Genomic DNA, 25,143 nt, shown 5'->3' with positions numbered 1-25,143 from the left:
CGTCCGCCGACGCAGCCTCGCTACTGTTCCTGCAGCTCCGCCTGCTTGGCCGCCCGCCGGCGCAGACGTCGTGCCGCTGCCACCAGATTCCGCAACGACGGCTCGAGCTGCCAGTAGTGCCGGGTCTTGAGCCCACCATCCGGGTTTGCCCAAAGCCTTTCCAGCGGAACCGATTCGGCTGCCTCGGTCAGCAACTCGTCGAGCTCGTCGATGTCCGGGATCCGCGCCGAACGGCTCTCGTACACACCGGGACCCACACCATGCGTGAGCGCCCTCTCCTTGATCGCATCGAGAACCCAGGTGATGGACCGGGTGGCGACGATGGCCGTGACGTCCGCATCCAGACGCTCGATCGCGTCGACCACCGAGGACCGACCCGAATAGGTCAGGTGGGTGTGAATCTGCGTCTCCGGCTTCGCCCCGCCGGTGGCCAGACGGAACGCATCGACCGCCCACTCGAGATAAGCCTCCCGACCGTCCTCACGCAGCGGCAGCAGCTCGCGGATGGCCGGCTCGTCGACCTGAATGATCGCGATACCCGCCGCCTCCAGATCCGCGATCTCGTCGCGAACCACGAGGGCCAACTGGTCGGCCGTCTCGTAGAGCGGCTGATCCTGACGCACGAAGGAACGGGCGATCATCGTGACGGGACCTGTCAGCATCGCCTTCACCGGCCTGTCGGTCAACGACTGCGCGTACGCGATCCACTCGACCGTCATCGGCTTCGGACGCACCACGTCCCCGTAGAGAATCGGCGGCCGGGTGCACCGTGAACCGTAGGCCTGTACCCACCCGTTGTGAGTGAACGCGTACCCCTCCAGCAACTCCGCGAAGTACTGAATCATGTCGTTGCGCTCGTGCTCTCCGTGCACGAACACGTCGAGGCCGATGTCTTCCTGCAGCCGAATCGTCGACTCGATCTCGGCCTGGATGCGCTTGTAGTAGTCGTCCCACTCCATGCGCCCCTGGCCCAGTTCGTACCGAGCGCGACGGATCTCGTCGGTCTGCGGGAACGAGCCCAGCGTCGTCGCCGGCACCGGAGGAAGGTTCAACCGCTCCTGCTGCGCCACGCGCCGCTCTTCGTAGGGCGCACGAACACGATCGGTCGGCTTCACCGCGTTGACCCGCGCACGAACCGCATGCTTGAGCTTGAAGTGCACGGAAGTGGGCCGCTTGCGCCACTTCTCCGACGGACCCTCCGTGAGTGCCTTGGCGAGCGAGACGACCTCGCCGACCTTCTGCTTGGCGAAAGCGAGACGGTCCGCGACGTCCCCGGGGATGTCGTACTCGGAGAGCACGTCGTACGGCACGTGCAGCAACGAGGTCGACGTCGAGACCACCAGATCCGGAACCACGTCCTTGAGCGCGTTCAGGTACGTCAACGTCACATAGCGATCCACTCGCCACACGTTGCGCCCATTGACGACACCGGCATAGATGCGCTTGCGCTTGATGCCCGGGATCTTCGCCAGATCGTCCGGGGTGACCTTGCCGCTGACCAGGTCGAGACCGAGCGCTTCGACCTTCGTCGCAGCCAGGATGGGCAGCGCGTCGCCGAGCCAACCGTAAGGGCCGGTCACCAGCAGACGCGGGCGCATCGGCGCATGCGACAACGTCTCGTATGCGCGCTCGAGTGCCTCGAGTTCTTCCGGCGTGCGGTCCTCGGTGAAGGACGGCTCGTCGAGCTGCACACACGTCGCACCGGCCTGCGCGAGCTGTTCGAACAGACGCTCGTACTCGGGGAGGATGCGATCCAACAGGTCGAGAGTCCGGAACCCGTCCTTCTCGGAAGTGGGGCCGATCTTCGAGAGTAGCAGCAACGACACCGGACCGAGCACGACGGGGCGAAGCTCGATCCCCCGCGCCTTGGCCCGCTCGAACTCGTCGAGAAGCGACTCGGACCTCAACGAGAAGGTCGTGTTCTCGTCCAGTTCCGGCTGACGGTAGTGGTAGTTGGTGCCGAAGAATCGCACCAGTTCCAGCGGCGGGAAGTCGGGGCGACCGCGAGCCATGGTGAAGTAGAAGTCCAGCTCGTCGAGTTCGTTCTCGAGCGGCTTGAAGCGTTCCGGGACGGCACCGAACAACAAGGCGTTGTCGAGTACATGGTCGTAGAACGAGAAGGTGTTACCGGGCACCTGAGTGAGACCAGTGGCGGCGAGTTCGCTCCACGTCTCTTCCTGGAGATCCTTCGCAACCGCCTGGAGGGACTCCTTGTCGGAGGTCCCGTGCCAGTAGGACTCGAGCGCACGCTTTAGTTCACGGTGGGGTCCGATTCGCGGATATCCCAGGACGCTGGAGCCGTATGCTGCCGTGCTGGACATGCGGTCTACCTTTCTGCGCTCACACTTCATTACCCAGAACCACCCGTGCGCCTCCCGCCGACACCGGCAGGAACGAAACTACCGGGACCGCGAAAGGCGCACAGGGGCGACGTCCGAAAACCTAGCTGGCCTTCTTGTTCGCGCGGCCGTTCTCGCCGTACTCGTAGAAGCCTGCGCCCGACTTCTTGCCGGTCAGTCCCGCTTCGACCATGCGAAGCAGCAGCGGCGGGGCCGAGTACAGGGGCTCCTTGAACTCTTCGTACATCGAGTCCGCGATCGACTTGACGGTGTCGAGACCGACGAGGTCCGTCAGAGCCAACGGGCCCATCGGATGTGCGAGGCCGAGGACGGTCGCCTTGTCGATGTCTTCCTTCGTCGCGAACCCGGACTCCACCATGCGAATCGCCGAGAGCAGGTACGGAACGAGGAGCGCATTGACGACGAAGCCGGAACGGTCCGCCGAACGAACGACCTGCTTGCCGAGCACGTCACTCGCGAACGCTTCCGCACGCTCGTTGACGGTGGCGCTGGTCTTGAGGGTGGTGACGAGTTCCACCAGAGGCAGAACCGGCACCGGGTTGAAGAAGTGCATACCGATGACGCGCTCGGGACGCTGCGTGGCGATGCCGAGCTTCATGATCGGGATCGACGAGGTGTTGGAAGCCAACACCGCATCGGGATCGGTGACGATCTGATCGAGCTCGGTGAAGATCTCACTCTTGATCTTCTCGTCTTCGACGACCGCCTCCACAACGAACTGCCGGTCGGCGAAATCACCGAGATCGGAAGTGAAGCGCAGGCGCCAAGCGGCCTGCTCACGCTCACGCTCGGTGATCTTGCCGCTGCTCACACCACGATCGAGAGAACGGAGGATGCGGGAGCGTCCGGCTGCGGCGAGCTCACGGGTCTGCTCGAACACCAGGACGTCGACATGCGCGCGGGCGCACACTTCGGCGATTCCGGCACCCATGATCCCGGCGCCGATCACGCCGACGCGCTGAATCTTTTCGCTGCTCACGTCAGCTGCCTTTCGTTGAGTGGGGGGAGGTCGTTCACCTGCGGGAGTGGTCCGAGAGGGACCACTCCCGCAGGGGTAGAACATTCGAAGCAGGGGTTCCTAGTGGAACTGGCCCTCTTCGGTGGAGCCCTTCAGAGCAGCCGTCGAGGTGTTGGGGTCGACGGTGGTGGCGATGCTGTCGAAGTAGCCGGCGCCAACCTCACGCTGGTGCTTGATGGCGGTGAAGCCACGCTCTTCGGCGGCCTTGAACTCACGCTGCTGCAGGTCGACGAACGCGGTCATGCCGTCGCGTGCGTAGCCGTGAGCCAGGTCGAACATTCCGTAGTTGAGCGAGTGGAAGCCGGCCAGAGTGATGAACTGGAACTTGAAGCCCATTGCGCCGAGCTCCTTCTGGAACTTCGCGATGGTGGCGTCGTCCAGGTGTGCCTTCCAGTTGAAGGACGGCGAGCAGTTGTAGGCCAGCAGCTGGTCGGGGAACTCGCTGCGAACCGACTCGGCGAACTTCTTGGCGACCTCGAGGTCCGGCACGCCGGTCTCCATCCAGATGAGGTCGGAGTAGGGAGCGTAGGCCTTGGCACGCGCGATGCAGGGCTCGATGCCGTTCTTGACTCCGTAGAAGCCCTCGGCCGTGCGGGTTCCGTCGAGGAATTCCTTGTCACGGTCGTCGACGTCGGAGGTGATGAGGGTCGCGGCCTCGGCATCGGTACGAGCGATGACGACAGTCGGGACGTCCGCGACGTCGGCTGCGAGGCGAGCCGAGGTCAGGGTGCGGATGTGCTGCTGCGTGGGGATGAGGACCTTGCCACCGAGGTGGCCGCACTTCTTCTCCGAAGCGAGCTGGTCCTCCCAGTGCGAACCGGCGACACCGGCAGCGATCATGGCCTTCTGCAGTTCGTAGACGTTGAGGGCGCCACCGAAGCCGGCCTCACCGTCGGCGACAATCGGAGCGAGCCAGTTCTCGACCGAGGTGTCACCCTCGACCTTGGCAACCTCGTCGGCGCGGAGCAGTGCGTTGTTGATGCGGCGAACGACCTGCGGCACCGAGTTGGCCGGGTAGAGGCTCTGGTCCGGGTAGGTGTGACCGGAGAGGTTCGCGTCACCGGCGACCTGCCAACCGGAGAGGTAGATGGCCTTGAGGCCGGCGCGAACCTGCTGCACGGCCTGGTTACCGGTGAGGGCGCCCAGCGAGTTGATGTAGTCCTCGTTGTTGACGAGATCCCACAGGATCTCGGAGCCACGGCGAGCGAGGGTCGCCTCTTCGACGACGCTGCCCTGGAGCTTCACGACCTGCTCGGCCGTGTAGTTACGGGTGATCCCCTTCCAGCGCGGGTTGGTGTCCCAATCCTGCTGGATTTCAGCTGCGGTCTTCGGGGTGCCGGTGGTCGACATCAAGACTCCACTCTCTAGATTGCTGGCTCCGGTACGGATGTACTGCTTCACATCCTTGCCAGGCCTTTCGGATGTACTTCCCGAGAATGGCACAACCAAAAAGTGCCGTCTACCTGTTGCTAATGCCAATCTTGGCTAGCTTTTCACGACACTTTGCTAATTTTGCGAATGATTCACGGAACCAAGCAGGTGCTTGGGAGAGGGTTTCCTCCGCCTTCATTACCCGCAAGTAGGTATCTACCTCGGGTTAACGAGCAGCAGCCCTGGAAGCCATGACTGCAGTTCGACTCACCTCGATTTCGGTCGGCGCCCACGAGCTCACACCACGACCGCCGGTAGTTGTGAGGACAATCACTTGCGTTCTACGAGGGCGATCAGGCTCGAACGGGCGTAACTGCACACAAATCTCCCAAGGCGACGGAATCCCGCCTGCCAAGTCGATTTGTGTGCACTCAGGCTCGTGCGACTATCCCTCCGCACCCTGCCGGCTCAGGAGCTTGCTGGAACCCAGCGGCGGCCCGTCTGGCGATTTGTCGGCCAGGTCGATGCCGACCCCTTGCGCTCGTTCGGGTCGGATATCGATCGAATCCACGAGAGGTGAGGGAGGCATGGCAGTCGCACATATCGGTCAGTCGCCGAACCCTAAGGCCGCCGCGCCGCACCCTCATGCGGATCAGGCTCGAACGGGCGTAACTGCACACAAATCTCCCAAGGCGACGGAATCCCGCCTGCCGAATCGATTTGTGTGCACTCAGGCTGGTTGACACGAAGCTAAGCCTGCGAATCGTACGTTGCGAACGTGGTGAACCGCTCGTAACCTGGAGAAATGTCGAAGACCTTCGTGGGCGCCCGGCTCCGTCAGCTGCGGACCGAACGGGCGATGAGCCAGGCCGCGCTCGCGAAGACGCTGGAGATCTCCGCCAGCTACCTCAACCAGATCGAACACGACGTACGGCCGTTGACGGTCCCCGTCCTCCTCAGGATCAGCGAGGTGTTCGGTGTCGACACCACCTTCTTCTCCTCGCAGGACGACACCCGCCTGATCGCCGAGATGCGGGAGGTCGCACTCGACCAGGAGATGGGGATCGACGCCGATGCGCAGGAGATCGCCGAGATGGTGTCGACCCACCCCGGCCTGGCGAAGGCCATGGTCAACATGCACCGCCGGTTCCGTAACACCACCGCCCAGCTCGCGGCTGCGACGGAAGACCGTTTCAGCGACGGAAGCGGCAGCGGCGCCATCACCATGCCCCACGAGGAAGTGCGCGACTACTTCTATCAACGGCAGAACTATCTGCACGAGCTGGACACCGCCGCCGAGGAACTGACCGCGCGGATGCGCTTCCACCGTGGTGACGTCGCAGGCGAGGTCGCACGCCGACTGCAGTCCGTGCACGACGTGCAGATCCAGAAGCGCATCGACCTCGGCGAAGGCGTCCTGCACCGATACGACCCCGAGACCAGAATCCTCGAGATTTCACCACACCTGTCGGGCGGTCAGCAGGTCTTCAAGTTCGCAACCGAACTGGCGTATCTCGAGCATGGAGATCTGATCGACAAGCTCGTCACCGAAGGCAACTTCACGAGCGAAGCCTCGCTGACCCTCGCCCGTCTCGGCCTGGCCAACTACTTCGCCGCAGCAACCGTGCTCCCCTATGTTCAGTTCCACGAGGTCGCCGAAGACTTCCGATACGACATCGAACGCCTGTCGGCCTTCTACTCGGTGAGCTACGAGACCGTCTGCCACCGCCTCTCCACGTTGCAGCGCCCCAAACTGCGTGGGGTTCCGTTCATGTTCGTTCGAGTCGACCGCGCGGGAAACATGTCGAAGCGCCAGTCCGCCACAGGTTTTCACTTCTCCACGAGCGGCGGCACCTGCCCGTTGTGGAACGTGTACGAGACGTTCTCGTATCCCGGAAAGATCATGAACCAGATCTCGCAGATGCCCGACGGTCGCCGCTACCTGTGGATCGCACGCACTGTCGAACGTCGCGCCGCACGCTACGGACAGCCCGGCAAGACGTTCGCGATCGGTCTCGGGTGCGAGATCAGGCATGCCCACCGACTCGTCTACAGCGACGGACTGGATCTCGACGAGTCCAACCCCGGCACCCCGATCGGGGCCGGGTGCCGCGTCTGCGAGCGCCTCAACTGCCCGCAGCGCGCATTCCCTCCCCTGGGCAAGGAGTTGGACATCAGCGAGCATCGCAGTTCCGTGTCGCCGTACGTGGTCAATTGACCGCGAGTCTGCTTGTGCTAACGCATCATCGGTGCCACTCGATGTAGCGGAGGTCAGGCCGACAAGCACGGAACATCGAACGAGAGGAATGGCGGGGACGGCGAACGCCGAACCCACCGCACTGTGCAGCATCGAGATCCCGGTCACGAGCACCACCCAGGTCGATTCCGCCGACGGCGTAGTCGATTTCCAGCTCCACACGGATGCGAAGTCCGACATCGGATACGACCAAACCTTCCGAGTCACCTGGGCCAATCTGGATACCGGGCGGTCGGGCAGCGAAACCGTCACGCGCGTTCAAGAGCCGGACAACACCCTGACCATCCCCGACGTCGCGACTTCGCCAGGACCGCTCGCGCTCGTCCTCGGGATCGCCGATCACGGGACCGACCAGAACTACGAACGGTGACTGCGTCACCGAATACACCGCGCGCTGACTGGGGCCCAGCAGGTCGCGATGCCGAATCGTCGTGGCCTGCACGGCGCCTTCGGTCGGGTAGAACGAAGCGCGATCGACAAGTCGGCTATGGTTGCGCAGCCGCAACGGACAACGGTCCGTTCGATTACACGGGGGGTTATTCAGTCATGCAGCCGATTCAAGATCAGGCACCGCAGCAGGTCGACACGCCGAACGATGCCGCGCAACCAGTTCAGCCGGCACCCGCGCCGAAGAGCAAGCGTGGCCTCTACGCACTCGGAGGTGTTGCGGTCCTCGCCGCAGCCGCGATCGCCGTCGGATTCGTCGCCTTCGGTGGGAACGACACAGCCGATTCGCCCGCCGAACGCCTCTCTTCGGCCGTCGACCAGACCTTCCAAGGTCCGATGCGTGTGACATCGGTGAAGGACGGCGCGGAAACCACCGCGCAGATCGACCATTCGGAGAAGACCGTCTACACCGATTCACCGGCCAGCGGCCCGGCCGGGGCACCCATGACGACCTTCCTGCGCGACGACGACTTCTTCATCCGCTTCGGCCAGGAGTCGCCGGGTGTGGAGGCCGGAAAGTGGTATCGGATGCCGATGGAAGGCCAGGGTATGGGCTCGATGCTGACCAAGGCGTTCGACGCCGAATTCATTGCATTGCTGCTCGACTCGGCACAGAACGTGGAAGAGGCCGGCCCCGACACGGTCGAGGGAATCGACACCACCCGCTACGTGGTGACGATGGACAAGGACGCCGTCGTCGACATGACCCTCGATGTCATGAAGGGTGACGGCGACGGCGAGTTGCCGGAAGAGATGCGGACAGGAATGGCTGCGATGCTCCCCGACACGACCCAGTACTGGGTCGACGAATCCGGCAAGCTCATCCAGGAGGACGACGGAGAACAGGTCAAGCGGTACCACGATTTCGGTGTGCCGCTCGACCTTCCGGAGATCGACGAATCCGCCGTGGAACCGATGCCGTTCGGTTGATCCGCCGACCTACACTCTGGGGCGTTTCCTTACGAGGAGCGCCCCAGAGCTCGTCCGGCCGCTCGACCGGAGAATATGCATCCGCCGAGGAAAGTGCCCTCGAGCGCGTTGTACCCGTGCACACCGCCGCCGCCGAACCCGGCAACCTCACCCGCGGCATACAGGCCTTCGAAAGGCGTGCCGTCCGGCCGCATCACTTGTGAATCCAGGTTCGTCTCCAACCCACCGAGCGTTTTTCGCGTCAGCAGGTTGAGTCGCACGGCGATCATGGGGCCGGCCTTGGGATCTTGCAGTTTGTGCAGCTTCGCCACCCGTGTGACCTTGTCCGGCAGGAAGTTCCGCGCATTCCTGATCGACATGATCTGCATGTCCTTGGTGTATGCGTTGTCGAGTTCACGGTCGCGGGCAACTACTTCGCGCTCCACCTGCTCGTAGTCGAGTTGCGGGCCGGGCGCGATGGCGTTCATACCGTCCACCAGATCGCGCAGGTTGTTTCGAACGACGAAGTCCTCTCCGTGCTCCTTGAACGCCTCGACGGGCCCGGTCGCCCCCTTCTTGACCCTCTGCAGAAGGAGCTTGAGGTCCTTGCCGGTCATGTCCGGGTTCTGTTCGGAGCCCGAAAGTGCAAACTCCTTCTCGATGATGGCCTGGGTGAGGATGAACCACGTGTAGTCGTGCCCCGAACGAGCGATTTGCTCGAGCGTTCCCAAGGAGTCGAAACCGGGGAACGCCGGGATCGGCATGCGCTTTCCGGTGGCGTCGAGCCACAGCGACGACGGGCCGGGGATGATGCGGATTCCGTGGTTGGGCCAGATCGGATCCCAGTTCTTGATGCCTTCGGTGTAGTGCCACATACGGTCTCGGTTCACGATGTTGCCGCCCGCCGACTCCGTGATTCCGAGCATCCGCCCGTCCACGTGTGCCGGGACTCCACAGATCATGTTCTGCGGCATCGGACCCATGCGGTCCTCGGGCCAGTTCTGCCGCACCAATTCCTGGTTGGCGCCGATTCCGCCCGAGGTGACGATCACCGCACCGGCCCGCAGCTCGAAGTCCCCCACTGGATTCCGCGAGGACTGCACACCGCGTTCCTCGGACGAGGGTTCGAGAACGGTGCCGCGAACACCCACTGCGGCACCGTTCTCGACGATCAATTCGTCCACCTGGTGGCGGTACTCGAAGGTCACCAAGCCGTCCGCAACGCCGCGCAGCACCGGTTCACGAAAAACTCGGACCACCTCGGGACCGGTCCCCCACGCAATGTGGAAACGCGGTACGGAGTTGCCGTGGCCGTTCGCGAGACCGGACCCGCGTTCTGCCCATCCCACGTTGGGCATCACCTTCAGACCCAGCTCGTACAGATACGAACGCTTCTCACCGGCCGCGAAGTCGACGTACGCCTCCGCCCACTGCCGGCCCCAGTGATCCTCGCGCTCACGGTCGAAACCTGCGGAGCCCAACCAGTCCTGCATGGCCAACTCATGGGAATCCTTGATCCCCAGATGGCGCTGCTCGGGCGAATCGACGAGGAACAGCCCGCCCAGCGACCAGAACGCCTGACCCCCGAGGTTCGACTCGTTCTCCTGTTCGACGACCACCACGCGTTTACCGGCCTTCACCAACTCGTGGGTGGCGACCAGACCGGACAGACCGGCTCCGACGACGATGACATCTGCGTTCGTTGACATTTCCCCAACTCCTGGCCTGATCGCGTGTGCGCGGACGTGAAACGCACGTTCCTGGACGAATGTATACGTCGGCGCGGAAAACCGTGATGCACGTTACGTATGCTCGCGAACAAGTACAGAAACAGGGAGGCATCGTGGCACCACGCATCACACCCGGGCGATTCAAGGAACTCGGACCGATCAACTGGGCGATTTGGCGCGTGCTGTCGAAGGCTTCCGGGGCACCGGACGCCCACCTGTTCAGCACACTGGGCCGCACAGGCGGGCTGTTCCGTGGCTGGTTGCACTATTCGGGAAAATTGATGCCAGGCGGGCGGCTGCCCAGATTCGAATCGGAGATGGTCATCATCCGGGTCGCGCACCTGCGCGAATGCGACTACGAGATGGACCATCACAAACGTCTCGGCAAACGCGCAGGGGTCACGCCGGACATCCTCGAACGTATCCTCGGCGGCCCCGAAGCAACCGGGTGGAGCGACAAGCACCGCGCGCTGCTCACCGCAGTGGACGAACTGGTCGCGACGAAACAGCTCGGCGACAGCACGTGGACGACCCTGGCCGCGCACTACGACGACCGTCGACTGATCGAGATCCTTCTCCTGATCACTCAGTACGACGGCTTGGCAACCACCATCGGCACGCTTCGCCTCGAGCGAGACTTCTGAACAACCCGATCCCGCGGACCGCTAAGCGCTCCCGTAGATGGAACGTCGCCAGACCAACGCCAAGGTCTCCGACGTGGCATCCCGCTCGTTCACATCGGTATCTGCCATGTGCAGACCGATCGTGTCGACGACGGTCGTGACGAGCACGTCTGCCATCCGACTCGCATCACCTGGCAAAGCCACGTCCGACTCCTGCTGTTGCCGAATTCGGGTAGCCACCGAGCTGCTCAACCTGGAGGTCATGCGTCGCCACTCCTTACGGACAACAGGGTCGTAGGTAGCCGTTCGGACCACGGCCCGCAGCGTTCCGACATCTGCCACCAAGGGGTCGACGACCGATCGCAGCGCCCGATAGACGTGTTCGGGGCCCGACGGCAACCCGCTCAGTTCTTCGTCGGCACGGATGTACGCCGGCTCGACAACGGTTTCGGCGAGGCGAACGAGCAGAGCGCTCTTGTCCACGAAGTGTCCGTAGAAGGCCGGCCTGGAGATACCCGCCCGCCGAGCGATCTGTTCGACCGTCAGCTCCGCGAATTCGACACCCTCGTCCAGCAATTCACGGGCGGAGTCCAAGACCATCTGTTCCGCGATCGCCCGCCGTTCCCGAGTTCCACGCCGCTTGAAGGTCATGGGCGCAACCATACTTGACGCAAAGTCTGACACGGTGTCAGACTTTGCGTCATGACGAGGACCGAACCATGCTGACCTCCCGGAATCCAGTGGACGGCACCACTGTCGGCACCTTCCACATCGATTCACCGGAGGGTGTCCGCGACTGCGTACGGAGCGCACGCTCGGCTGCCGAGAATTGGCAATCGATCGGCAGCAGGGAACGCCGCAAGCATCTGCTGCGCTGGAAACGAGTCATGTCGGACCGTCGAAACGAGATCTTCGACCTGCTACGACGCGAGAACGGCAAGGTCCACGCAGACGCGCTACTCGAGCTCACCCTCACGATCGACCACCTCGACTGGGCGGCCTGCAACGCGGCTCGGGCACTACGTGACAAGCGAGTCTCGCCCGGCCTGCTCATGTTCAACCAGGCTGCAACCATCCGCTACCGCCCCTACGGCGTGATCGGGGTGATCGGGCCGTGGAACTACCCGATCCATACCCCGATGGGTTCGATCGGTTACGCGCTGGCCGCCGGTAACGCGGTCGTCTTCAAGCCGTCCGAGCACACACCTGCAATCGGGCGCTGGCTGGCGGACACCTTCGCGGAAGCCGTCCCGGAGCATCCGGTGTTCCGAACGGTGTTCGGTGCCGGCGAAACAGGCGCAGCACTGTGCACTTCCGGCGTCGACAAACTTGCCTTCACCGGGTCCGGTCCGACCGGCAGCAAGGTGATGGCGACGTGCTCGGCCACACTCACCCCGGTCCTGATGGAACTCGGCGGCAAGGACGCACTCATCGTCGATTCGGACGCGGACCTCGATTCCGCTGCGGACGGCGCCCTTTGGGGCGCAGTGATGAACGGCGGGCAATCGTGCGCCGGAGTCGAGCGCGTGTACGTTGTCGAGTCGGCATACGACCCGTTCCTGGCAAAAATCGTCGAGAAAGCCAACGCGTTACGGGCCGGAGAGGACTACGGTCCCGTCACCATGCCGGGACAACTCGACATCATCCGCCGACACATCGACGCGGCAATCGCGGACGGTGGACGAGCGATCGTGGGTGGCCCCGATTCGATTCGGCCACCGTTCGTCGACCCCGTGGTTCTGGTAGACGTCCCCGAAGACTCTGCAGCCGTGTGCGAGGAGACCTTCGGGCCAGTCGTCGTGGTCACACGGGTACCGGACGTCGACAAGGCGATCGAACTGACGAACGCCTCCGAGTACGGCTTGGGCGCTGCAGTTTTCGGCAAGAAGCGCGCGAGCGACATCGCCGAACGTCTGCACACGGGCATGGTCAGTATCAACGACGTCATCAGCTACGGCGGAGTCCCCACCCTCCCGTTCGGAGGCGTGCGTTCGTCGGGATTCGGCCGCATCCACGGAACGGAAGGGCTGCGGGAGTTCGTGACACCACAAGCCGTGACCCGGAAACGATTCACCGTGCCCGTTCGAATCGCCACCTTCCGCCGCTCGGCCCGCGACTTGAAGACACTAGGGATCGTCCAACGTTCGATGGCTGCGCTGCACCGTTGACCCCCGAACGAGTCTGAGTGCACACAAATCGCATTCTGCGACGGGATTCCGCCCGAAACGCGAGTTCGTGTGCAGTCAGGCTCGTCGATCAGCTCCCCAGCACGTCTGCGAAAGGCGTGGATTCGTGGCCGATCAGCTTCTTCAGGTCACTCGAGTCGGTGTCCAGTCCACCCACGGCAACGCCGGCGTCCGAGTCCGCGAGCATGTTCGCCACTGCGAAAGGAAGCCCGGTACCTTCGAGAATGGCGGCGTATTCGGGCTGCGGGAGATCGACGTACTCGACTGCCTTACCGGCGTTCTCACCGATGGCGGCGGCAATTTCCGGGTAGGTGAGCGGGGTGTCACCACCCAGCTCGTACACCTTGCCGGCCTCGTCGTCGGACAGGAGCACGGCGGCGGCGGCTTCCGCATAGTCCTTGCGGGTGGCGCCGGCAACGCGCCCGTCGCCCGCACTCCCGAACAGCCTCCCGGTCTCGACGGCAGCCGGAACGCTGCCCTCGTAGTTCTCCCAGTACCAACCGTTCCGGAGCAGGGCGTGGTCCAGGCCGGAATCGGCGAGCTTCTTCTCGGTGGCGACGTGCTCGGTCGCGAGACCCACACACGAGCAGCAACTTGTCGACTCCCGCGAGGGCCGTTTCGAGTGCGCCGCGATCGCCGTAGTCGGCGCGGCGGACGTTCACACCCCGGGCGGACAGATCCTGCGCCTTGGCGGCGACCTGACCGGAGAAGGTGCCGTCACACGATCGAGGCCCGCACATCACGTCGATGTGCGGGCCTCGGTGCGTAAGAATCAGAAGTTGATCATGTGCCCTGCCAGGCCGTGGATGGCCTCCTGCAGTGCTTCGCTGAGCGTCGGGTGCGTGTGCACGTTGCGCGCCAACTCATTGACCGTGAGATCCCACTTCTGTGCCAGCGTGAGCTCCGGAAGCAGCTCGGACACGTCGGGTCCGATGAGATGCCCACCGATCAGCTCGCCGTACTTCTTGTCGGCGATGAGCTTCACGAATCCGGTCGGATCACCGAGGCCGTGTGCCTTGCCGTTCGCCATGAACGGGAAGCTCGCCACCTGCACGTCGTAACCCTCGGCACGCGCCTGCTCCTCGGTGAGACCGAAGGACGCCACCTGCGGCTGACAGAACGTCGCACGCGGCATCATGCGGTAGTCGCCGAGTTCGAGCGTTTCCGCATCGGCGATTGTCTCGGCAGCGACCACAGCCTGAGCCTCGGCAACGTGGGCAAGCTGCAGCTTCGCGGTGACATCACCGATCGCGTAGATGTGCGGAACGCTGGTACGCATCCGCTCGTCGATGTCGATGGCACCACGATCGGTGAGCGCGACACCGGTGCGATCGAGACCGTAGCCCTCGACACGGGGCGCGAAGCCGACCGACTGCAGGACCTTGTCCACCACCACGGTCTCGACGTTGCCGGATTTGTTGTCCTTGATCGACACGGTGACCTTGTCGCCACCGTCCTCGATGGACTGCACGGCGGCACCGGTCTTGATGGTGACACCGAGCTTCTTGTACGCCTTGGTGATCTCCTTGGAGACGTCGGCGTCCTCGTTGGGCAGCGCGCGGTCGAGGAACTCCACGATGGTGACGTCCACGCCGTAATTCTTCAGGACGTAACCGAACTCCATACCGATCGCGCCGGCACCGACGATCAGCATCGAACCCGGGAGATCGCGAGTCATGATCTGTTCTTCGTAGGTGACCACGTTGTCGCTCAGCGCGGTACCGGGGAGCAGCTTGGTCTCACTGCCGGTCGCGATGATCGCGTTGTCGAACGTGATCTCTTCGGTGCCCCCCTTCGACAACTCCACCGAGATTCCGTTCGGGCCGGTGAAGGTGCCGCGGCCGTCGTACTCGGTGATCTTGTTCTTCTTCATCAAGAAGTGAACGCCCTTGACGCGCCCGTCCGCCACCTTGCGGCTGCGATCGAAGGCTGCGCCGAAATCGAAGGACGCCTCTCCCGAGATACCGAAGGTCTTTGCCTCTTTCGTGAAGAGATGCGCAAGCTCGGCATTACGGAGAAGTGCCTTGGAGGGGATGCAGCCGACGTTCAGACACACACCACCCCAGTACTTCTGCTCGATGATGGCGGTGCTCAATCCCAGCTGTGCCGCGCGGATAGCAGCGACGTACCCGCCGGGACCGGCTCCGAGGACAACGACGTCATAGTGTGAGGTCACGATTCCTCAGGGTAGTCCCGTCCCGAATCGTTGTCTCGAGCTGGTCGTATTACTCACGAGTAGCAGTTTCGGCGCCTTCTCCGCGCGCCCGCACGTGCTCGGTACGCTCGGGTTTCATGACGTGGGCGACCCTCGCAGAAGCGGGCCTCAGCGAGTGCGCGAGGAGCGAGACGGACTGTATGCCGGGGTTCGGGGACTTCCTCGCCGTCGCCGCACTCGTGGTGGTCGGAGCTCTCGTCTGGGTGTCACTGACTGCATGCGCAGCACTCTCGATCACCGAATCGGACCAGCCCACGTCCCGGAAGTTGGCGTGGTCGCTCCTTGTCCTGGGCGTCCCGTTCGTCGGCGCAATCGCGTGGTTCGTGCGTCCTGCAAGAATGGCGCCATGACCGACCCCTTCCTCTGGCTCGAAGACGTGACCGCCGATGCATCCCTCGACTGGGTGCGCGAACGCAACGCCCGCACCGTCGGCGAGTACACGGAGAACGCACGATTCTCGGCACTCGAGGAGCGCATCCTCGGGGTGCTCGACACGGATGCACGCATCCCCTACGCCGGGATCCGCGGTGAGTACCTCTACAACTTCTGGCGCGATTCCGACCACGTGCGGGGCATCTGGCGCCGCACCACTCGCGAGCAGTACCGGACCGAGAACCCGGAATGGGACATCCTGCTCGACGTCGATGCCCTCGCCGCGAACGAGGACGAGAACTGGGTGTGGGCAGGGGCCACCGTGCTGCGACCCTCACAGACACGAGCGCTGCTCGAGCTCTCACGCGGCGGCGCGGATGCCACGGTGGTCCGTGAGTTCGACCTCGAGACCCGCACTTTCGTCACCGGACCGGACGCATTCGAACTTCCCGAAGCGAAGAGCGGGATCAGCTGGATCGACGAGAACAACGTCTACGTCGGGACCGACTTCGGTGCGGGTTCGATGACCGAGTCCGGCTATCCGCGCATCGCCAAGCGGTGGACGCGCGGCACCACACTCGCCGAAGCCGTCACCGTGTACGAGGGCGAAGCGACCGACGTGTCGGCAGGCGCTTCCTACTCGGATGTACCCGGCTACGAACGACATTTCGTCAGTCGGTCCACCGACTTCTACAACAGCGAACGCTACGAACTGAACCCCGTCGACGGTTCGCTGACGAAGGTCGAGGTCCCCGACGACGCGGGCATGTCCGTCCACCACGACTGGCTGACCGTCCGCCCCCGCTCCGACTGGGAGGTCGACGGCACGGTGCACCCGGCCGGGTCGCTCCTCGTCACGGACTTCCGCGACTTCATGGCGGGCAAACGCGACCTGACCGCGCTCTTCACTCCCGACGCCCACACTTCTCTGGAGCAAGCGACGTGGACCCGGAACCACCTGCTTCTCGTGACACTGCGTGACGTTCGGACGGATCTGCACGTCCTGACTCCGGGCGACGACGGATGGACCACCTCGCCGGTACCCGGTCTTCCGCCCCTCACCAGTAGCGGAATCATCTCCACCGACTCCCGCAATTCGGACGAGTTCTTCGTAAACTCCAGCGGATTCACGACCCCCGCGACCCTGCTGTACGGCGAAGTGGGCGGCGAACCGACCCCGGTGAAGCAGGCCCCGTCGTTCTTCGACGCGGAGGGAATCTCCACCACTCAGTACTTCGCGACCTCCGACGACGGCACGAAGATCCCCTACTTCGTCGTCAAACGTGACGACGTCGAGGGACCGTGCCCCACTTTGCAATACGGGTACGGCGGGTTCGAGAACTCGATGGTCCCGGCATACAGCGGTATCACCGGGCTCGGCTGGCTGGAAGAGGGCGGCGCGTACGTGCTCGCCAATATTCGTGGCGGCGGCGAATACGGCCCCGAATGGCACACTTCGGTCCTGCGCGAGAACCGGCACAAGGTGTACGAGGATTTCGCCGCTGTCGCAAAGGACGTCGTCGCTCGGAAGATCACCACCGCAGAGCAACTCGGCATCCACGGCGGTAGCAATGGCGGACTGCTGATGGGCGTCATGCTCACTCGCTACCCGGAACTGTTCGGGGCGATCGTCTGCGCGGTCCCGCTCCTCGACATGAAGCGTTACCACCTGCTCCTCGCGGGCGCGTCCTGGGTCGCGGAGTACGGGGACCCGGACAACCCCGACGACTGGGAGTTCCTCGGCAAGTACTCGCCCTATCAGACCACGGACCCGAACGCCGACTACCCGCCGATTCTCGTCACCACCTCGACCCGCGACGATCGCGTTCATCCCGGACACGCACGCAAGATGGCCGCGCTCCTCGAAGAGGAGGGTCACGAGATCTGGTACTTCGAGAACATCGAGGGTGGGCACGGCGGTGCCGCAGACAACAAGCAGGCAGCGTTCAAATCCGCACTGACCTACACGTTCCTGAGCCGGAAGCTCGGGCTCTAGCGGTCGTGGATCCACTCCGCAATCCGATCGACCGTCCCGGTCGGATTGCGGATCCACCCGTTGTGCCCCAGCGGTTGCGCCTGATGCCACATCGTGACGTCGGCGTCGGGCATCTTGCGCACCAGATTCTTCGCCGAACCGCGAGGGGCCAACTCGTCACCTTCGATGGAGATGGACAGCACCGGTAATTTCAGACGGCCGATCCGCTCCTCGTAGTCGATGTCGGCTCCGGCCGGATCGATCTTTCCGGAGCGCGCGAACCTCGACCAGTCCGAGATCAGGACCTTCGACTGCCGGCCGAAACCACCGATGTCGAGTTTGTCGCCCGGCCAGAATCCGGCGATGTTGGCGGTGACGGACATCGCAGCACTGCCGAGCAGCAGCCCGGGCGACCCCATCCCCGAGAATCCCCGGTAGTACGGAGACCCGGAAGCCACCAGGACGACACCACCGAGTCGTCCTCGGACCCGTGCCGCGTACATGACGCCGAGCTGTCCACCCATGCTGTGCCCGAGCAGATAGGGAGTGGACGAGGGAAAGGTCTCACGGACCACCTCGAATATCGCGGGAAAATCGACCGAGACCAGTTCGTGATAGCCGTATGTACTCGACGAACTCGGCCGGGGGCGACTGTCGCCCTGTCCACGAAGTTCACCGATTGCCACATTGAAACCGTGCGAACACAAGTTCTGCGCAAACAATTCGTAGTATCCCGCGGGAATACCGAGCCCGGGGAATATGACGACGACAGGAGCCTCGTCGGAGCCGGCGAACAGGCGGACGGGCGTGGTCGTCCCGTCGGGCATCTGAATGGGTACGGTGTCCACCCTGTCAGCCTAAGCCCGACGGGACGCCTGGATCAGATGCCCAGCGAGCCGGCCAGCATCGGCCACGACTTGTGCAGGTCGTCCTCCCAGTACGGCCAGGCGTGAGTGCCCTGCGGACGGAAGTCGAAGGTCGCCGGGATGCCCAACTCGTTCAGCTTTCCGGCCAGCGCGTGCGTGCACTGGTTGGTCGCCGCCTCGATCACGGTGCCGAGAATCATCTGGTTGGCGTAGATCTCGAGGTCGCCCTCGATTCCGGGGCCATCGAGCCTGTCGTGCGGCCCGGGCAGGCCGGAGCCGCTACTGACGTAGATCTGCTTGCCGCGCAGCTTGTCCGCGTTGAGGGTCGGATCGTTGGCGGCCCAGGCCGGGTTGTCGTCCTCGCCCCACATGTTGACGGTATCCGCGCCACCGCGTGATTCGACGACCACCTTCACATACGTGCGACCCGGATCGGTGCTGGTCTGCGCGCAACCGCTGTAGGACGCCACACCCTGGTAGAGCTCTGGTGCCGACTCCGCGAGCGACAACACGGAGCCTCCCGCCATCGAGATACCTGCGATGGAATTGACACCGTTGGTGCCGAGAGCCTCGTCCACGATCGACGGGGCTTCCTTCGTCAGGAAGGTGGTCCACTTGTTGCGACCGAGCTCCGGATCGTCCTGCAACCAGTCGGTGTAGTAACTGAAAGCTCCGAGCATCGGCGTGACGACATTGACGTTCTTGTCGGCGAAGAAGTTGACGATGTCCGTCTTGCGCTGCCAGGTGGCGGAATCCTCGCCGCCACCTGCGCCGTTGAGGAGGTAGAGCGTGGGCCGCGGAGCACTGTCGTCTGCGGGAGTGATGACCCGCAGCGGAATGTTCTTGTCCATCGACGCCGAGTAGACCTGCAGCGTCAACTGGCGATCGTCGATCCGTTCGGTCCGAACGAGGTGCGAACCCGTGGGTTCGCCGGCCGGTGCGGGATCCGCACCGGCAACCGCTGCCGTGCCGATGCCACTGACCATGAGTAGAACGGCGAAGACCGCGGCGAAACGCCCGGTAGCCAATCGGTTGACCATCGTGCTCCTTAGTGGAATATCCCGACATACCGGTCGATCCGGGGACCGGCAGCCACATTCTGTCATGCGGCCCCCGATCCCCGGATCGAAAGGGTGGGGAAGTTCGTTCCCCGAACTCACTTCCTAGCCGGCGGAGCCGCTGAGGAGAGGGAGGATGGTGTTGAGGAGCTCGAGAACGGTGATGAGGTCGGACGACATGGTTTCTCCTTCGGATATGTGTCGGCATTTTCGTGACAACCAAGTGGTCGAACACGAGTTCGTGGTGCGGATCGAGTGCCCTGTGCACCGGCCACGACGACCGCACGTGAAGAGCGTAAACGGCCAACGCGACTTTGTGTGATCCTCCGTTCGGAGGACGCCGTGAAAGCCCGCAATATGCTCTCTACTTTTTGTACCGTAATCAGTTCGCGATTCAATGAAGTTCGCAAAAACGACGTGCAAACATTCCGTTCATTCGGCAATCACTTCGGTTCCCCGGCCGACGATGAGCGGATCGGGAGCCCCGACCACGTCGTCGTCCTTGTTCTCGTAGTCGAACTGCGAGAGGACATAACGCATTGCATTGATCCGCGCCCGCTTCTTGTCGTTGCTCTTGACCACGATCCACGGCGCCACGTCGGTATCCGTGTACCGGAACATCTCCTCCTTGGCCGCGGTGTAGGAATCCCACTTGTCCAGCGAGGCGAGGTCCATCGGCGACAACTTCCACTGCCGAACCGGATCGACCTGACGAATCGCGAACCTCGTCCGCCGTTCGAGCGGTGACACAGAGAACCAGAACTTGATCAGGTCGATGCCGTCGTCGACGAGCATCTTCTCGAACAACGGAGCCTGGTGGAGGAACGTGTCGTACTGCTTGTCCGAGCAGAAGCCCATCACTCGCTCCACGCCCGCCCGGTTGTACCAGGAACGGTCGAACATCACGATCTCGCCGGCAGCAGGCAGATGATCGACGTACCGCTGGAAGTACCACTGAGTCGATTCCCGCACGGAAGGCTTCTCCAGCGCGACAACCTGCGCCCCGCGCGGATTCAAGTGTTCCGTGAACCTCTTGATCGTCCCGCCCTTTCCGGCCGCGTCGCGCCCTTCGAAGACGACGACCTGCCGACGACCGGTGTTCTTGACCCAGTTCTGCAGCTTCAGCAGTTCGATCTGAAGCAATCGCTTCTCGAGTTCGTACTGCTCACGCGCCATCCGCTCGTCGTACGGGTACCCCTCGCGCCACGTGTCCACCACGAGGCCACCAGGTTCGGTCAGGAGGACGGGATCGTCGTCGTCCTCGTCGTCGACCACGAACGCCGAGGCGTCCCTCAGATCCACGGCCGTCGACAGATCGGCGACGGCACCGAGACACGCCGGGCGTTCTTCGATATCGGTCATCTGCGAAAACGTAGCGGCGGCGTGTATCACCGTAGTGAAGCCGCAGTGAACGGGAAGGAACGCGGCAATCGAATCTTCAGGGGCGGAATCGGGGGTTCCCCCGATGCGAACGCTGCTCGTCTCTTCGAAACTGTGTGCATGACTTCCGAAGAGAAGACCCCACGTCAGTTCACCCGTTCACGCGAGCAGAAGATACTCTCCGGAGTATGCGGCGGCATCGCGGAATACTTCGAGATCGACGCCAACCTGGTCCGCCTCGGCATGATAATCGCAGCCTTCGCCAGTGCCGGTACAGCGGTACTCGTCTACCTTGCGGCCTGGATGATCATGCCGGAGTGATGCGGCGAAGTCAGGCCCGGCGGCTCGCTCTCAACACGGTGTCGTGCGTGTGATGAGTGCCCTCGGGCGGAGCGTTGGTCCGCCGCCGCGTCTCGTCGACGTGCACGGTCCAGTCGTCTCCGAGCAACTCGGCGAAGTCGTGAGGCTGACAGAAGTCGGCCGGGTCGAAGTGGTCCCACTTCTCTCCCGTCAGGGCGTGGCCGACAACGAGGATGGTCCCGCCGGGGGCGACGGCATCGATCAGTTCACGCGCGCCCTGCTGGTCCGCGGTGCGGAGAACCGGAAAGTACTGCAGCGAGACCAGGTCGAACGTTCCCGGCTCGAAGGGCTCGGCCACGACGTCCGCGTGCCTCCACTCGATACGGGTCGGTCGCCGAGTGTCGCCGCACGCCCGGCGCGACTGCCGAGATGTCGGTGGCCATCACCTTCCAGCCTCGGTCCGCGAGCCAACGAGCGTCGGCGCCCTCTCCGCATCCGACATCCAGCGCGCGCCCGGAGTTCGCATCGGCCACTTCGAGGGTCAGTATCGGGTTGGGCAGGTTGCTCCAGACCAGCTCGCCGTCCGGTACTTGCGGTCCCAGAATTCTTCGTCCATACCTCGATCATGCGCAGCAGAGGGTGAAGCAGCAACGCCTGTTGCCGGAACAGCAAACCAAGCGACGTCGACAACATGAAGAAGCCCGGAACACCTGTCGGTGTTCCGGGCCACTCCGCTTCGTGCAGCGAGGGATGGACTAGAAGTCCATGCCACCCATGCCGCCGGTCGGGTCGCCCATGGGCGCTCCGGCCTTCTCCGGCTTGTCGGCGACGACGGCCTCGGTGGTGAGGAACAGAGCCGCGATCGAAGCTGCGTTCTGCAGCGCCGAGCGGGTGACCTTGACCGGGTCGTTGATGCCGGCTTCGAGGAGATCGCCGTATTCGTTGGTCGAGGCGTTCAGGCCGTGACCTGCAGGCAGGTTGCGAACCTTCTCGGCAACGACGCCGGGCTCGAGGCCGGCGTTGAATGCGATCTGCTTGAGCGGTGCCTCGAGTGCGAAGCGAACGATGGCTGCACCGGTCGCCTCGTCACCCTCGAGCTTCAGAGCCTCGAGAGCGGGAGCTGCCTGCAGCAGGGCGACGCCACCACCGGCGACGATGCCCTCTTCGACAGCAGCCTTGGCGTTGCGCACGGCATCCTCGATGCGGTGCTTGCGCTCCTTGAGCTCCACCTCGGTGGCAGCTCCGGCCTTGATGACTGCGACGCCGCCGGCCAACTTGGCCAGGCGCTCCTGCAGCTTCTCACGGTCGTAGTCGGAGTCGCTGTTCTCGATCTCGGCGCGGATCTGGCTGACACGACCGGCGATGGCGTCGGAATCGCCCGAGCCCTCGACGATGGTGGTCTCGTCCTTGGTGATGACGATCTTGCGAGCCTGACCGAGCAGCTCGAGTCCGGCGGTCTCCAGGGAGAGGCCGACCTCTTCGCTGATGACCTCGCCACCGGTGAGGATGGCGATGTCGGCGAGCTGAGCCTTACGGCGGTCACCGAAGCCGGGAGCCTTGACGGCAACCGACTTGAAGGTGCCCTTGAGCTTGTTGACGACCAGGGTCGACAGAGCCTCACCCTCGACGTCCTCGGCGATGATGGCCAGCGGCTTGCCGGACTGGATGACCTTCTCCAGCAGCGGCAGCAGATCCTTGACCGTCGAGATCTTGGAGCTCACGAGGAGGATGTACGGATCCTCGAGAACTGTTTCCTGACGCTCGGCATCGGTGGCGAAGTACGCCGAGATGTAGCCCTTGTCGAAGCGCATGCCCTCGGTGAGCTCGAGGCTGAGTCCGAAGGTCTGTGCCTCCTCGACCGTGATGACGCCTTCCTTGCCGACCTTGTCCATGGCCTCGGCGATGAGCTCACCGATGGACGGGTCGCCGGCCGAGATACCAGCGGTAGCAGCGATCTGCTCCTTGGTGTCGATCTCCTTGGCGGTGTCGAGCAGGCTTGCGGTGACGGCCTCGACGGCCTTCTCGATGCCACGCTTGAGGCCGAGCGGGTTTGCGCCGGCCGCGACGTTGCGCAGACCTTCACGAACCAGAGCCTGAGCGAGGACGGTAGCGGTGGTGGTGCCGTCGCCAGCGACGTCGTCCGTCTTCTTGGCGACCTCCTTGACGAGCTCGGCACCGATCTTCTCGTAGGGGTCCTCGAGTTCGATCTCCTTGGCGATGGAAACACCATCGTTGGTGATCGTGGGGGCGCCCCACTTCTTCTCGAGCACGACGTTGCGACCCTTGGGGCCCAACGTCACCTTGACTGCGTCGGCGAGGCTGTTGAGGCCACGCTCGAGGCCACGGCGGGCCTCTTCGTCGAACGCGATGATCTTGGCCATTGCGAAGTGATCCTCCGGATTGGGGGTGACACACAAGGCGACCGCGTACCGGGTCGCCTCATTTACGCCTGTGGCCGAGCTCGGTGCCCGCGACGGACGACCAGGGGTGTCGATGAATCCCAGTCTCACCGTCCCGACCTGGCACTCACGGTTCGCGAGTGCCAACTGCATTTTTAGCACTCGCAGGTGCCGAGTGCAAGGTCGAGACACCCCCTCTGTGAGTGGTTGACGAGTCCCTGGACTCGTCAACCACTCACGGGCGCGTCAGCGCATGAAGCAGGCCTGTCCCGTGTTCACGTTGATCGCGAAGGAGAGAGCACCCATGCAGTCGACACCGTTGGCGTCGGCGGTCGCGCCGGAGCCGTAACCGGCGATCGCGACGTTGGTGCTGCCCTCACCGGCACCGGCACGCGCGATCCCGCCGCCGATGGTCACGGCGTACGCCTGTCCGTTGCCTTCGGTGGCGCCGAGGGAGGTGCCGAACCCGGTCGCGTAAGTGGTGGTCGACCCGGCACCGTTGGCCGTGCTGACGGCAGTTCCGCTGTCCATCGCCCCCGCGCGCGCGAGACCGGCCTCGGTGGCCTTCGCGCCGCAGCTGGCGGTGTCCGACACCTGGATGTCGTTGGCCGACGGTGGCGAGACGCACTGCACCGGCGCGGCGGACGCGACGCCGGACCCCGCGACCGAAAGACCTGCTGCGACACCGACACCCACAGCCACGGCCGCACCTGCACGAACCAATCGACGGCCGAATCCGGACATCGATCGCGAACGGGACGACAGGGACGAAGTCGCGGCGGAGGGGAAAACAGAGGGCATGGATGCTCCTTCTGGAACAGAGAAACTGACGGATTCCGCCGCGACAGTACCCGTAGTCGACGTGACCTGCCGCACTATCCCTGGGTGAGTCCGTCGAGCAGCACAGGTAGGTCGGCAATCGAGTCCAGAACGTGATCCGGACGGACCGGGGACAACTCGAGAACCTGCTGCCGGAACTTTCCGGTCCGCACCAGTACCCCGGTCAGCCCGACCCGCTGTGCTGCGATCACGTCACCGGCGAGGTCGTCGCCGACCATGACGGTTCGTTCGGGGTCGGTTCGCGTCAGTTCGGCTGCGGTGAGGAAGGCAGTCAGGGCCGGTTTACCGACCGACGCCACTCTCACACCGGTCACTTCCTCGATACCTGGGAGGTAACTGCCCACGTCTATTCGGAGTCCGTCCTCCGTCGCCCAGGTGGTACCCCGATGCATTGCGACAACCGGAACCCCGCCGAACATCAACTCGACGACACGACTGAGCGCGCGGTGCGTGAACTCCGGACCCGCTCCGCCCAGCACCACCACCTCGGGGTCGGCCTCGTCGAGTTCGATTCCGGCAAGGTCGGCGGCCATGTCACCGCTGTTGAGCAACCAGACTCGTCGGCCTGGGTACGTGGTGCGAACGTACTCGGCCGTGAGACGGCCGGCAGTGACGACCTCGTCCGAAGCAACCTCGATACCGACTGCCCGCAACGCTTCGGCAATTCCTTCGCACGTCCGGGACGTGGTGTTGGTCAAGAAGGCGCACGGCAGACCGCGCCGCCGGATGTCGGCGACCGCTTCTGCCGCGCCGGGTATCGGGTGCCACGACGTGACGAGCACCCCGTCGATGTCGAACAACACTCCGTCGACCGGGGTCCGAGATTGCTGCCCCATC

At 63.9% G+C, this 25,143-nt stretch carries 22 protein-coding genes and 1 pseudogene; 8 read left to right on the top strand and 15 right to left on the bottom strand.

The features are described 5' to 3' along the window. Positions 1-20 precede the first annotated feature (20 nt). From metE to aceA, 3 genes are all read right to left on the bottom strand, one after another. Positions 21-2,321, bottom strand: coding sequence for a 5-methyltetrahydropteroyltriglutamate--homocysteine S-methyltransferase (gene metE / locus ACFWO3_RS14405; RefSeq protein WP_378578564.1), 2,301 nt, complete (start codon positions 2,319-2,321; stop codon positions 21-23). Between the two features lie 121 nt (positions 2,322-2,442). Next, entirely contained in the window at positions 2,443-3,339 is an 897-nt protein-coding gene (locus tag ACFWO3_RS14400) for a 3-hydroxybutyryl-CoA dehydrogenase (protein WP_378578561.1), read from the bottom strand. Positions 3,340-3,438: 99 nt separating this feature from the next. After that, positions 3,439-4,728 (bottom strand): isocitrate lyase, encoded by a 1,290-nt coding sequence (aceA, locus tag ACFWO3_RS14395; protein ID WP_378578558.1) that lies wholly within the window; start codon positions 4,726-4,728, stop codon positions 3,439-3,441. Between the two features lie 826 nt (positions 4,729-5,554). Between aceA and ramB the strand changes: the two genes are divergently transcribed. From ramB to ACFWO3_RS14380, 3 genes are all read left to right on the top strand, one after another. Beyond that, on the top strand, positions 5,555-6,967 hold the full coding sequence (gene ramB / locus ACFWO3_RS14390; RefSeq protein ID WP_378578555.1) for an acetate metabolism transcriptional regulator RamB: 1,413 nt from the start codon (positions 5,555-5,557) through the stop codon (positions 6,965-6,967). Between the two features lie 88 nt (positions 6,968-7,055). After that, a complete protein-coding gene (locus tag ACFWO3_RS14385; protein WP_378578552.1) occupies positions 7,056-7,376 on the top strand; it encodes a hypothetical protein in 321 nt (106 codons plus the stop codon). Positions 7,377-7,552: 176 nt separating this feature from the next. Next, complete coding sequence (locus ACFWO3_RS14380) at positions 7,553-8,383, top strand: hypothetical protein (protein ID WP_378578550.1); 831 nt, start codon at positions 7,553-7,555, stop codon at positions 8,381-8,383. 29 nt (positions 8,384-8,412) lie between these two features. Here the strand turns inward: ACFWO3_RS14380 and ACFWO3_RS14375 are convergent, their stop codons facing one another. Beyond that, positions 8,413-10,071 (bottom strand): FAD-binding dehydrogenase, encoded by a 1,659-nt coding sequence (locus ACFWO3_RS14375; protein WP_378578547.1) that lies wholly within the window; start codon positions 10,069-10,071, stop codon positions 8,413-8,415. 134 nt (positions 10,072-10,205) lie between these two features. Between ACFWO3_RS14375 and ACFWO3_RS14370 the strand changes: the two genes are divergently transcribed. Then, the gene (locus ACFWO3_RS14370; RefSeq protein WP_378578544.1) at positions 10,206-10,736 is read left to right on the top strand and encodes a carboxymuconolactone decarboxylase family protein; all 531 of its coding nucleotides are present in this window, start codon (positions 10,206-10,208) and stop codon (positions 10,734-10,736) included. 21 nt (positions 10,737-10,757) lie between these two features. On the opposite strand, the gene ACFWO3_RS14365 is transcribed toward ACFWO3_RS14370, so the two are convergent. Beyond that, positions 10,758-11,366 carry a TetR/AcrR family transcriptional regulator gene (locus tag ACFWO3_RS14365; RefSeq protein ID WP_378578541.1) on the bottom strand — a complete coding sequence of 203 codons (609 nt, stop codon included), beginning with the start codon at positions 11,364-11,366 and terminating at the stop codon, positions 10,758-10,760. A 68-nt stretch (positions 11,367-11,434) separates the two neighbouring features. On the opposite strand from ACFWO3_RS14365, the gene ACFWO3_RS14360 reads away from it, so the two are divergent. Continuing rightward, positions 11,435-12,883 (top strand): aldehyde dehydrogenase family protein, encoded by a 1,449-nt coding sequence (locus ACFWO3_RS14360; protein ID WP_378578537.1) that lies wholly within the window; start codon positions 11,435-11,437, stop codon positions 12,881-12,883. 88 nt (positions 12,884-12,971) lie between these two features. Here the strand turns inward: ACFWO3_RS14360 and ACFWO3_RS14355 are convergent. Together ACFWO3_RS14355 and lpdA are read right to left on the bottom strand one after the other, a co-directional pair. Further along, positions 12,972-13,641 (bottom strand): annotated as a pseudogene (locus ACFWO3_RS14355) (KR domain-containing protein). 32 nt (positions 13,642-13,673) lie between these two features. Beyond that, on the bottom strand, positions 13,674-15,077 hold the full coding sequence (gene lpdA / locus ACFWO3_RS14350; RefSeq protein WP_378578534.1) for a dihydrolipoyl dehydrogenase: 1,404 nt from the start codon (positions 15,075-15,077) through the stop codon (positions 13,674-13,676). Positions 15,078-15,193: 116 nt separating this feature from the next. On the opposite strand from lpdA, the gene ACFWO3_RS14345 reads away from it, so the two are divergent. Together ACFWO3_RS14345 and ACFWO3_RS14340 are read left to right on the top strand one after the other, a co-directional pair. After that, on the top strand, positions 15,194-15,466 hold the full coding sequence (locus ACFWO3_RS14345; RefSeq protein ID WP_378578531.1) for a PLD nuclease N-terminal domain-containing protein: 273 nt from the start codon (positions 15,194-15,196) through the stop codon (positions 15,464-15,466). Next, positions 15,463-17,484: a prolyl oligopeptidase family protein gene (locus ACFWO3_RS14340; protein WP_378578527.1), complete on the top strand. Its 2,022-nt coding sequence runs from the start codon at positions 15,463-15,465 to the stop codon at positions 17,482-17,484. The genes ACFWO3_RS14345 and ACFWO3_RS14340 overlap by 4 nt, the downstream gene beginning before the upstream one ends. Here ACFWO3_RS14340 and ACFWO3_RS14335 read toward each other — a convergent pair. The 3 genes from ACFWO3_RS14335 to ppk2 form a co-directional block, all read right to left on the bottom strand. Beyond that, a complete protein-coding gene (locus ACFWO3_RS14335) occupies positions 17,481-18,311 on the bottom strand; it encodes an alpha/beta fold hydrolase (RefSeq protein WP_378578524.1) in 831 nt (276 codons plus the stop codon). The two genes, ACFWO3_RS14340 and ACFWO3_RS14335, sit on opposite strands and share 4 nt — an antisense overlap. A gap of 32 nt (positions 18,312-18,343) precedes the next feature. Then, the gene (locus ACFWO3_RS14330) at positions 18,344-19,369 is read right to left on the bottom strand and encodes an alpha/beta hydrolase (RefSeq protein WP_378578521.1); all 1,026 of its coding nucleotides are present in this window, start codon (positions 19,367-19,369) and stop codon (positions 18,344-18,346) included. Positions 19,370-19,819: 450 nt separating this feature from the next. Next, entirely contained in the window at positions 19,820-20,749 is a 930-nt protein-coding gene (ppk2, locus tag ACFWO3_RS14325; RefSeq protein ID WP_378578519.1) for a polyphosphate kinase 2, read from the bottom strand. A gap of 138 nt (positions 20,750-20,887) precedes the next feature. Between ppk2 and ACFWO3_RS14320 the strand changes: the two genes are divergently transcribed. Next, complete coding sequence (locus ACFWO3_RS14320; protein WP_378578516.1) at positions 20,888-21,088, top strand: PspC domain-containing protein; 201 nt, start codon at positions 20,888-20,890, stop codon at positions 21,086-21,088. Positions 21,089-21,098: 10 nt separating this feature from the next. Here ACFWO3_RS14320 and ACFWO3_RS14315 read toward each other — a convergent pair whose 3' ends face one another. The 5 genes from ACFWO3_RS14315 to ACFWO3_RS14295 form a co-directional block, all read right to left on the bottom strand. After that, positions 21,099-21,425 (bottom strand): hypothetical protein, encoded by a 327-nt coding sequence (locus tag ACFWO3_RS14315; RefSeq protein ID WP_378578513.1) that lies wholly within the window; start codon positions 21,423-21,425, stop codon positions 21,099-21,101. Then, positions 21,334-21,600, bottom strand: coding sequence for a class I SAM-dependent methyltransferase (locus ACFWO3_RS14310; protein WP_378578510.1), 267 nt, complete (start codon positions 21,598-21,600; stop codon positions 21,334-21,336). Before ACFWO3_RS14310 ends, ACFWO3_RS14315 begins: the two co-directional genes overlap by 92 nt. A 222-nt stretch (positions 21,601-21,822) precedes the next feature. Then, positions 21,823-23,448, bottom strand: a complete 1,626-nt coding sequence (gene groL, locus ACFWO3_RS14305; RefSeq protein WP_378578506.1) for a chaperonin GroEL — start codon at positions 23,446-23,448, stop codon at positions 21,823-21,825. Positions 23,449-23,712: 264 nt separating this feature from the next. Next, a complete protein-coding gene (locus ACFWO3_RS14300; protein WP_378578502.1) occupies positions 23,713-24,267 on the bottom strand; it encodes a DUF6764 family protein in 555 nt (184 codons plus the stop codon). Between the two features lie 74 nt (positions 24,268-24,341). Continuing rightward, a complete protein-coding gene (locus tag ACFWO3_RS14295) occupies positions 24,342-25,142 on the bottom strand; it encodes an HAD-IIA family hydrolase (RefSeq protein WP_378578498.1) in 801 nt (266 codons plus the stop codon). Position 25,143 lies beyond the last annotated feature (1 nt).

The organism is Rhodococcus sp. NPDC058521, from assembly GCF_042719695.1.
Taxonomy (GTDB): Bacteria; Actinomycetota; Actinomycetes; order Mycobacteriales; family Mycobacteriaceae; genus Rhodococcus_F.
The sequence above is the reverse complement of the archived record's forward strand: the minus strand, read 5'-3'. Positions and strand labels throughout refer to the sequence as shown.

What these genes read in the sequence shown, in the direction of transcription:
- metE (WP_378578564.1), bottom strand. Translation starts at nt 2,321, where the DNA reads ATGTCCAGCACGGCAGCATACGGCTCCAGCGTCCTGGGATATCCGCGA.
- aceA (WP_378578558.1), bottom strand. Translation starts at nt 4,728, where the DNA reads ATGTCGACCACCGGCACCCCGAAGACCGCAGCTGAAATCCAGCAGGAT.
- ramB (WP_378578555.1), top strand. Translation starts at nt 5,555, where the DNA reads ATGTCGAAGACCTTCGTGGGCGCCCGGCTCCGTCAGCTGCGGACCGAA.
- ACFWO3_RS14385 (WP_378578552.1), top strand. Translation starts at nt 7,056, where the DNA reads ATGGCGGGGACGGCGAACGCCGAACCCACCGCACTGTGCAGCATCGAG.
- ACFWO3_RS14380 (WP_378578550.1), top strand. Translation starts at nt 7,553, where the DNA reads ATGCAGCCGATTCAAGATCAGGCACCGCAGCAGGTCGACACGCCGAAC.
- ACFWO3_RS14375 (WP_378578547.1), bottom strand. Translation starts at nt 10,071, where the DNA reads ATGTCAACGAACGCAGATGTCATCGTCGTCGGAGCCGGTCTGTCCGGT.
- ACFWO3_RS14365 (WP_378578541.1), bottom strand. Translation starts at nt 11,366, where the DNA reads ATGACCTTCAAGCGGCGTGGAACTCGGGAACGGCGGGCGATCGCGGAA.
- ACFWO3_RS14360 (WP_378578537.1), top strand. Translation starts at nt 11,435, where the DNA reads ATGCTGACCTCCCGGAATCCAGTGGACGGCACCACTGTCGGCACCTTC.
- ACFWO3_RS14345 (WP_378578531.1), top strand. Translation starts at nt 15,194, where the DNA reads ATGACGTGGGCGACCCTCGCAGAAGCGGGCCTCAGCGAGTGCGCGAGG.
- ACFWO3_RS14340 (WP_378578527.1), top strand. Translation starts at nt 15,463, where the DNA reads ATGACCGACCCCTTCCTCTGGCTCGAAGACGTGACCGCCGATGCATCC.
- ACFWO3_RS14330 (WP_378578521.1), bottom strand. Translation starts at nt 19,369, where the DNA reads ATGGTCAACCGATTGGCTACCGGGCGTTTCGCCGCGGTCTTCGCCGTT.
- ppk2 (WP_378578519.1), bottom strand. Translation starts at nt 20,749, where the DNA reads ATGACCGATATCGAAGAACGCCCGGCGTGTCTCGGTGCCGTCGCCGAT.
- ACFWO3_RS14320 (WP_378578516.1), top strand. Translation starts at nt 20,888, where the DNA reads ATGACTTCCGAAGAGAAGACCCCACGTCAGTTCACCCGTTCACGCGAG.
- groL (WP_378578506.1), bottom strand. Translation starts at nt 23,448, where the DNA reads ATGGCCAAGATCATCGCGTTCGACGAAGAGGCCCGCCGTGGCCTCGAG.
- ACFWO3_RS14300 (WP_378578502.1), bottom strand. Translation starts at nt 24,267, where the DNA reads ATGCCCTCTGTTTTCCCCTCCGCCGCGACTTCGTCCCTGTCGTCCCGT.
- ACFWO3_RS14295 (WP_378578498.1), bottom strand. Translation starts at nt 25,142, where the DNA reads ATGGGGCAGCAATCTCGGACCCCGGTCGACGGAGTGTTGTTCGACATC.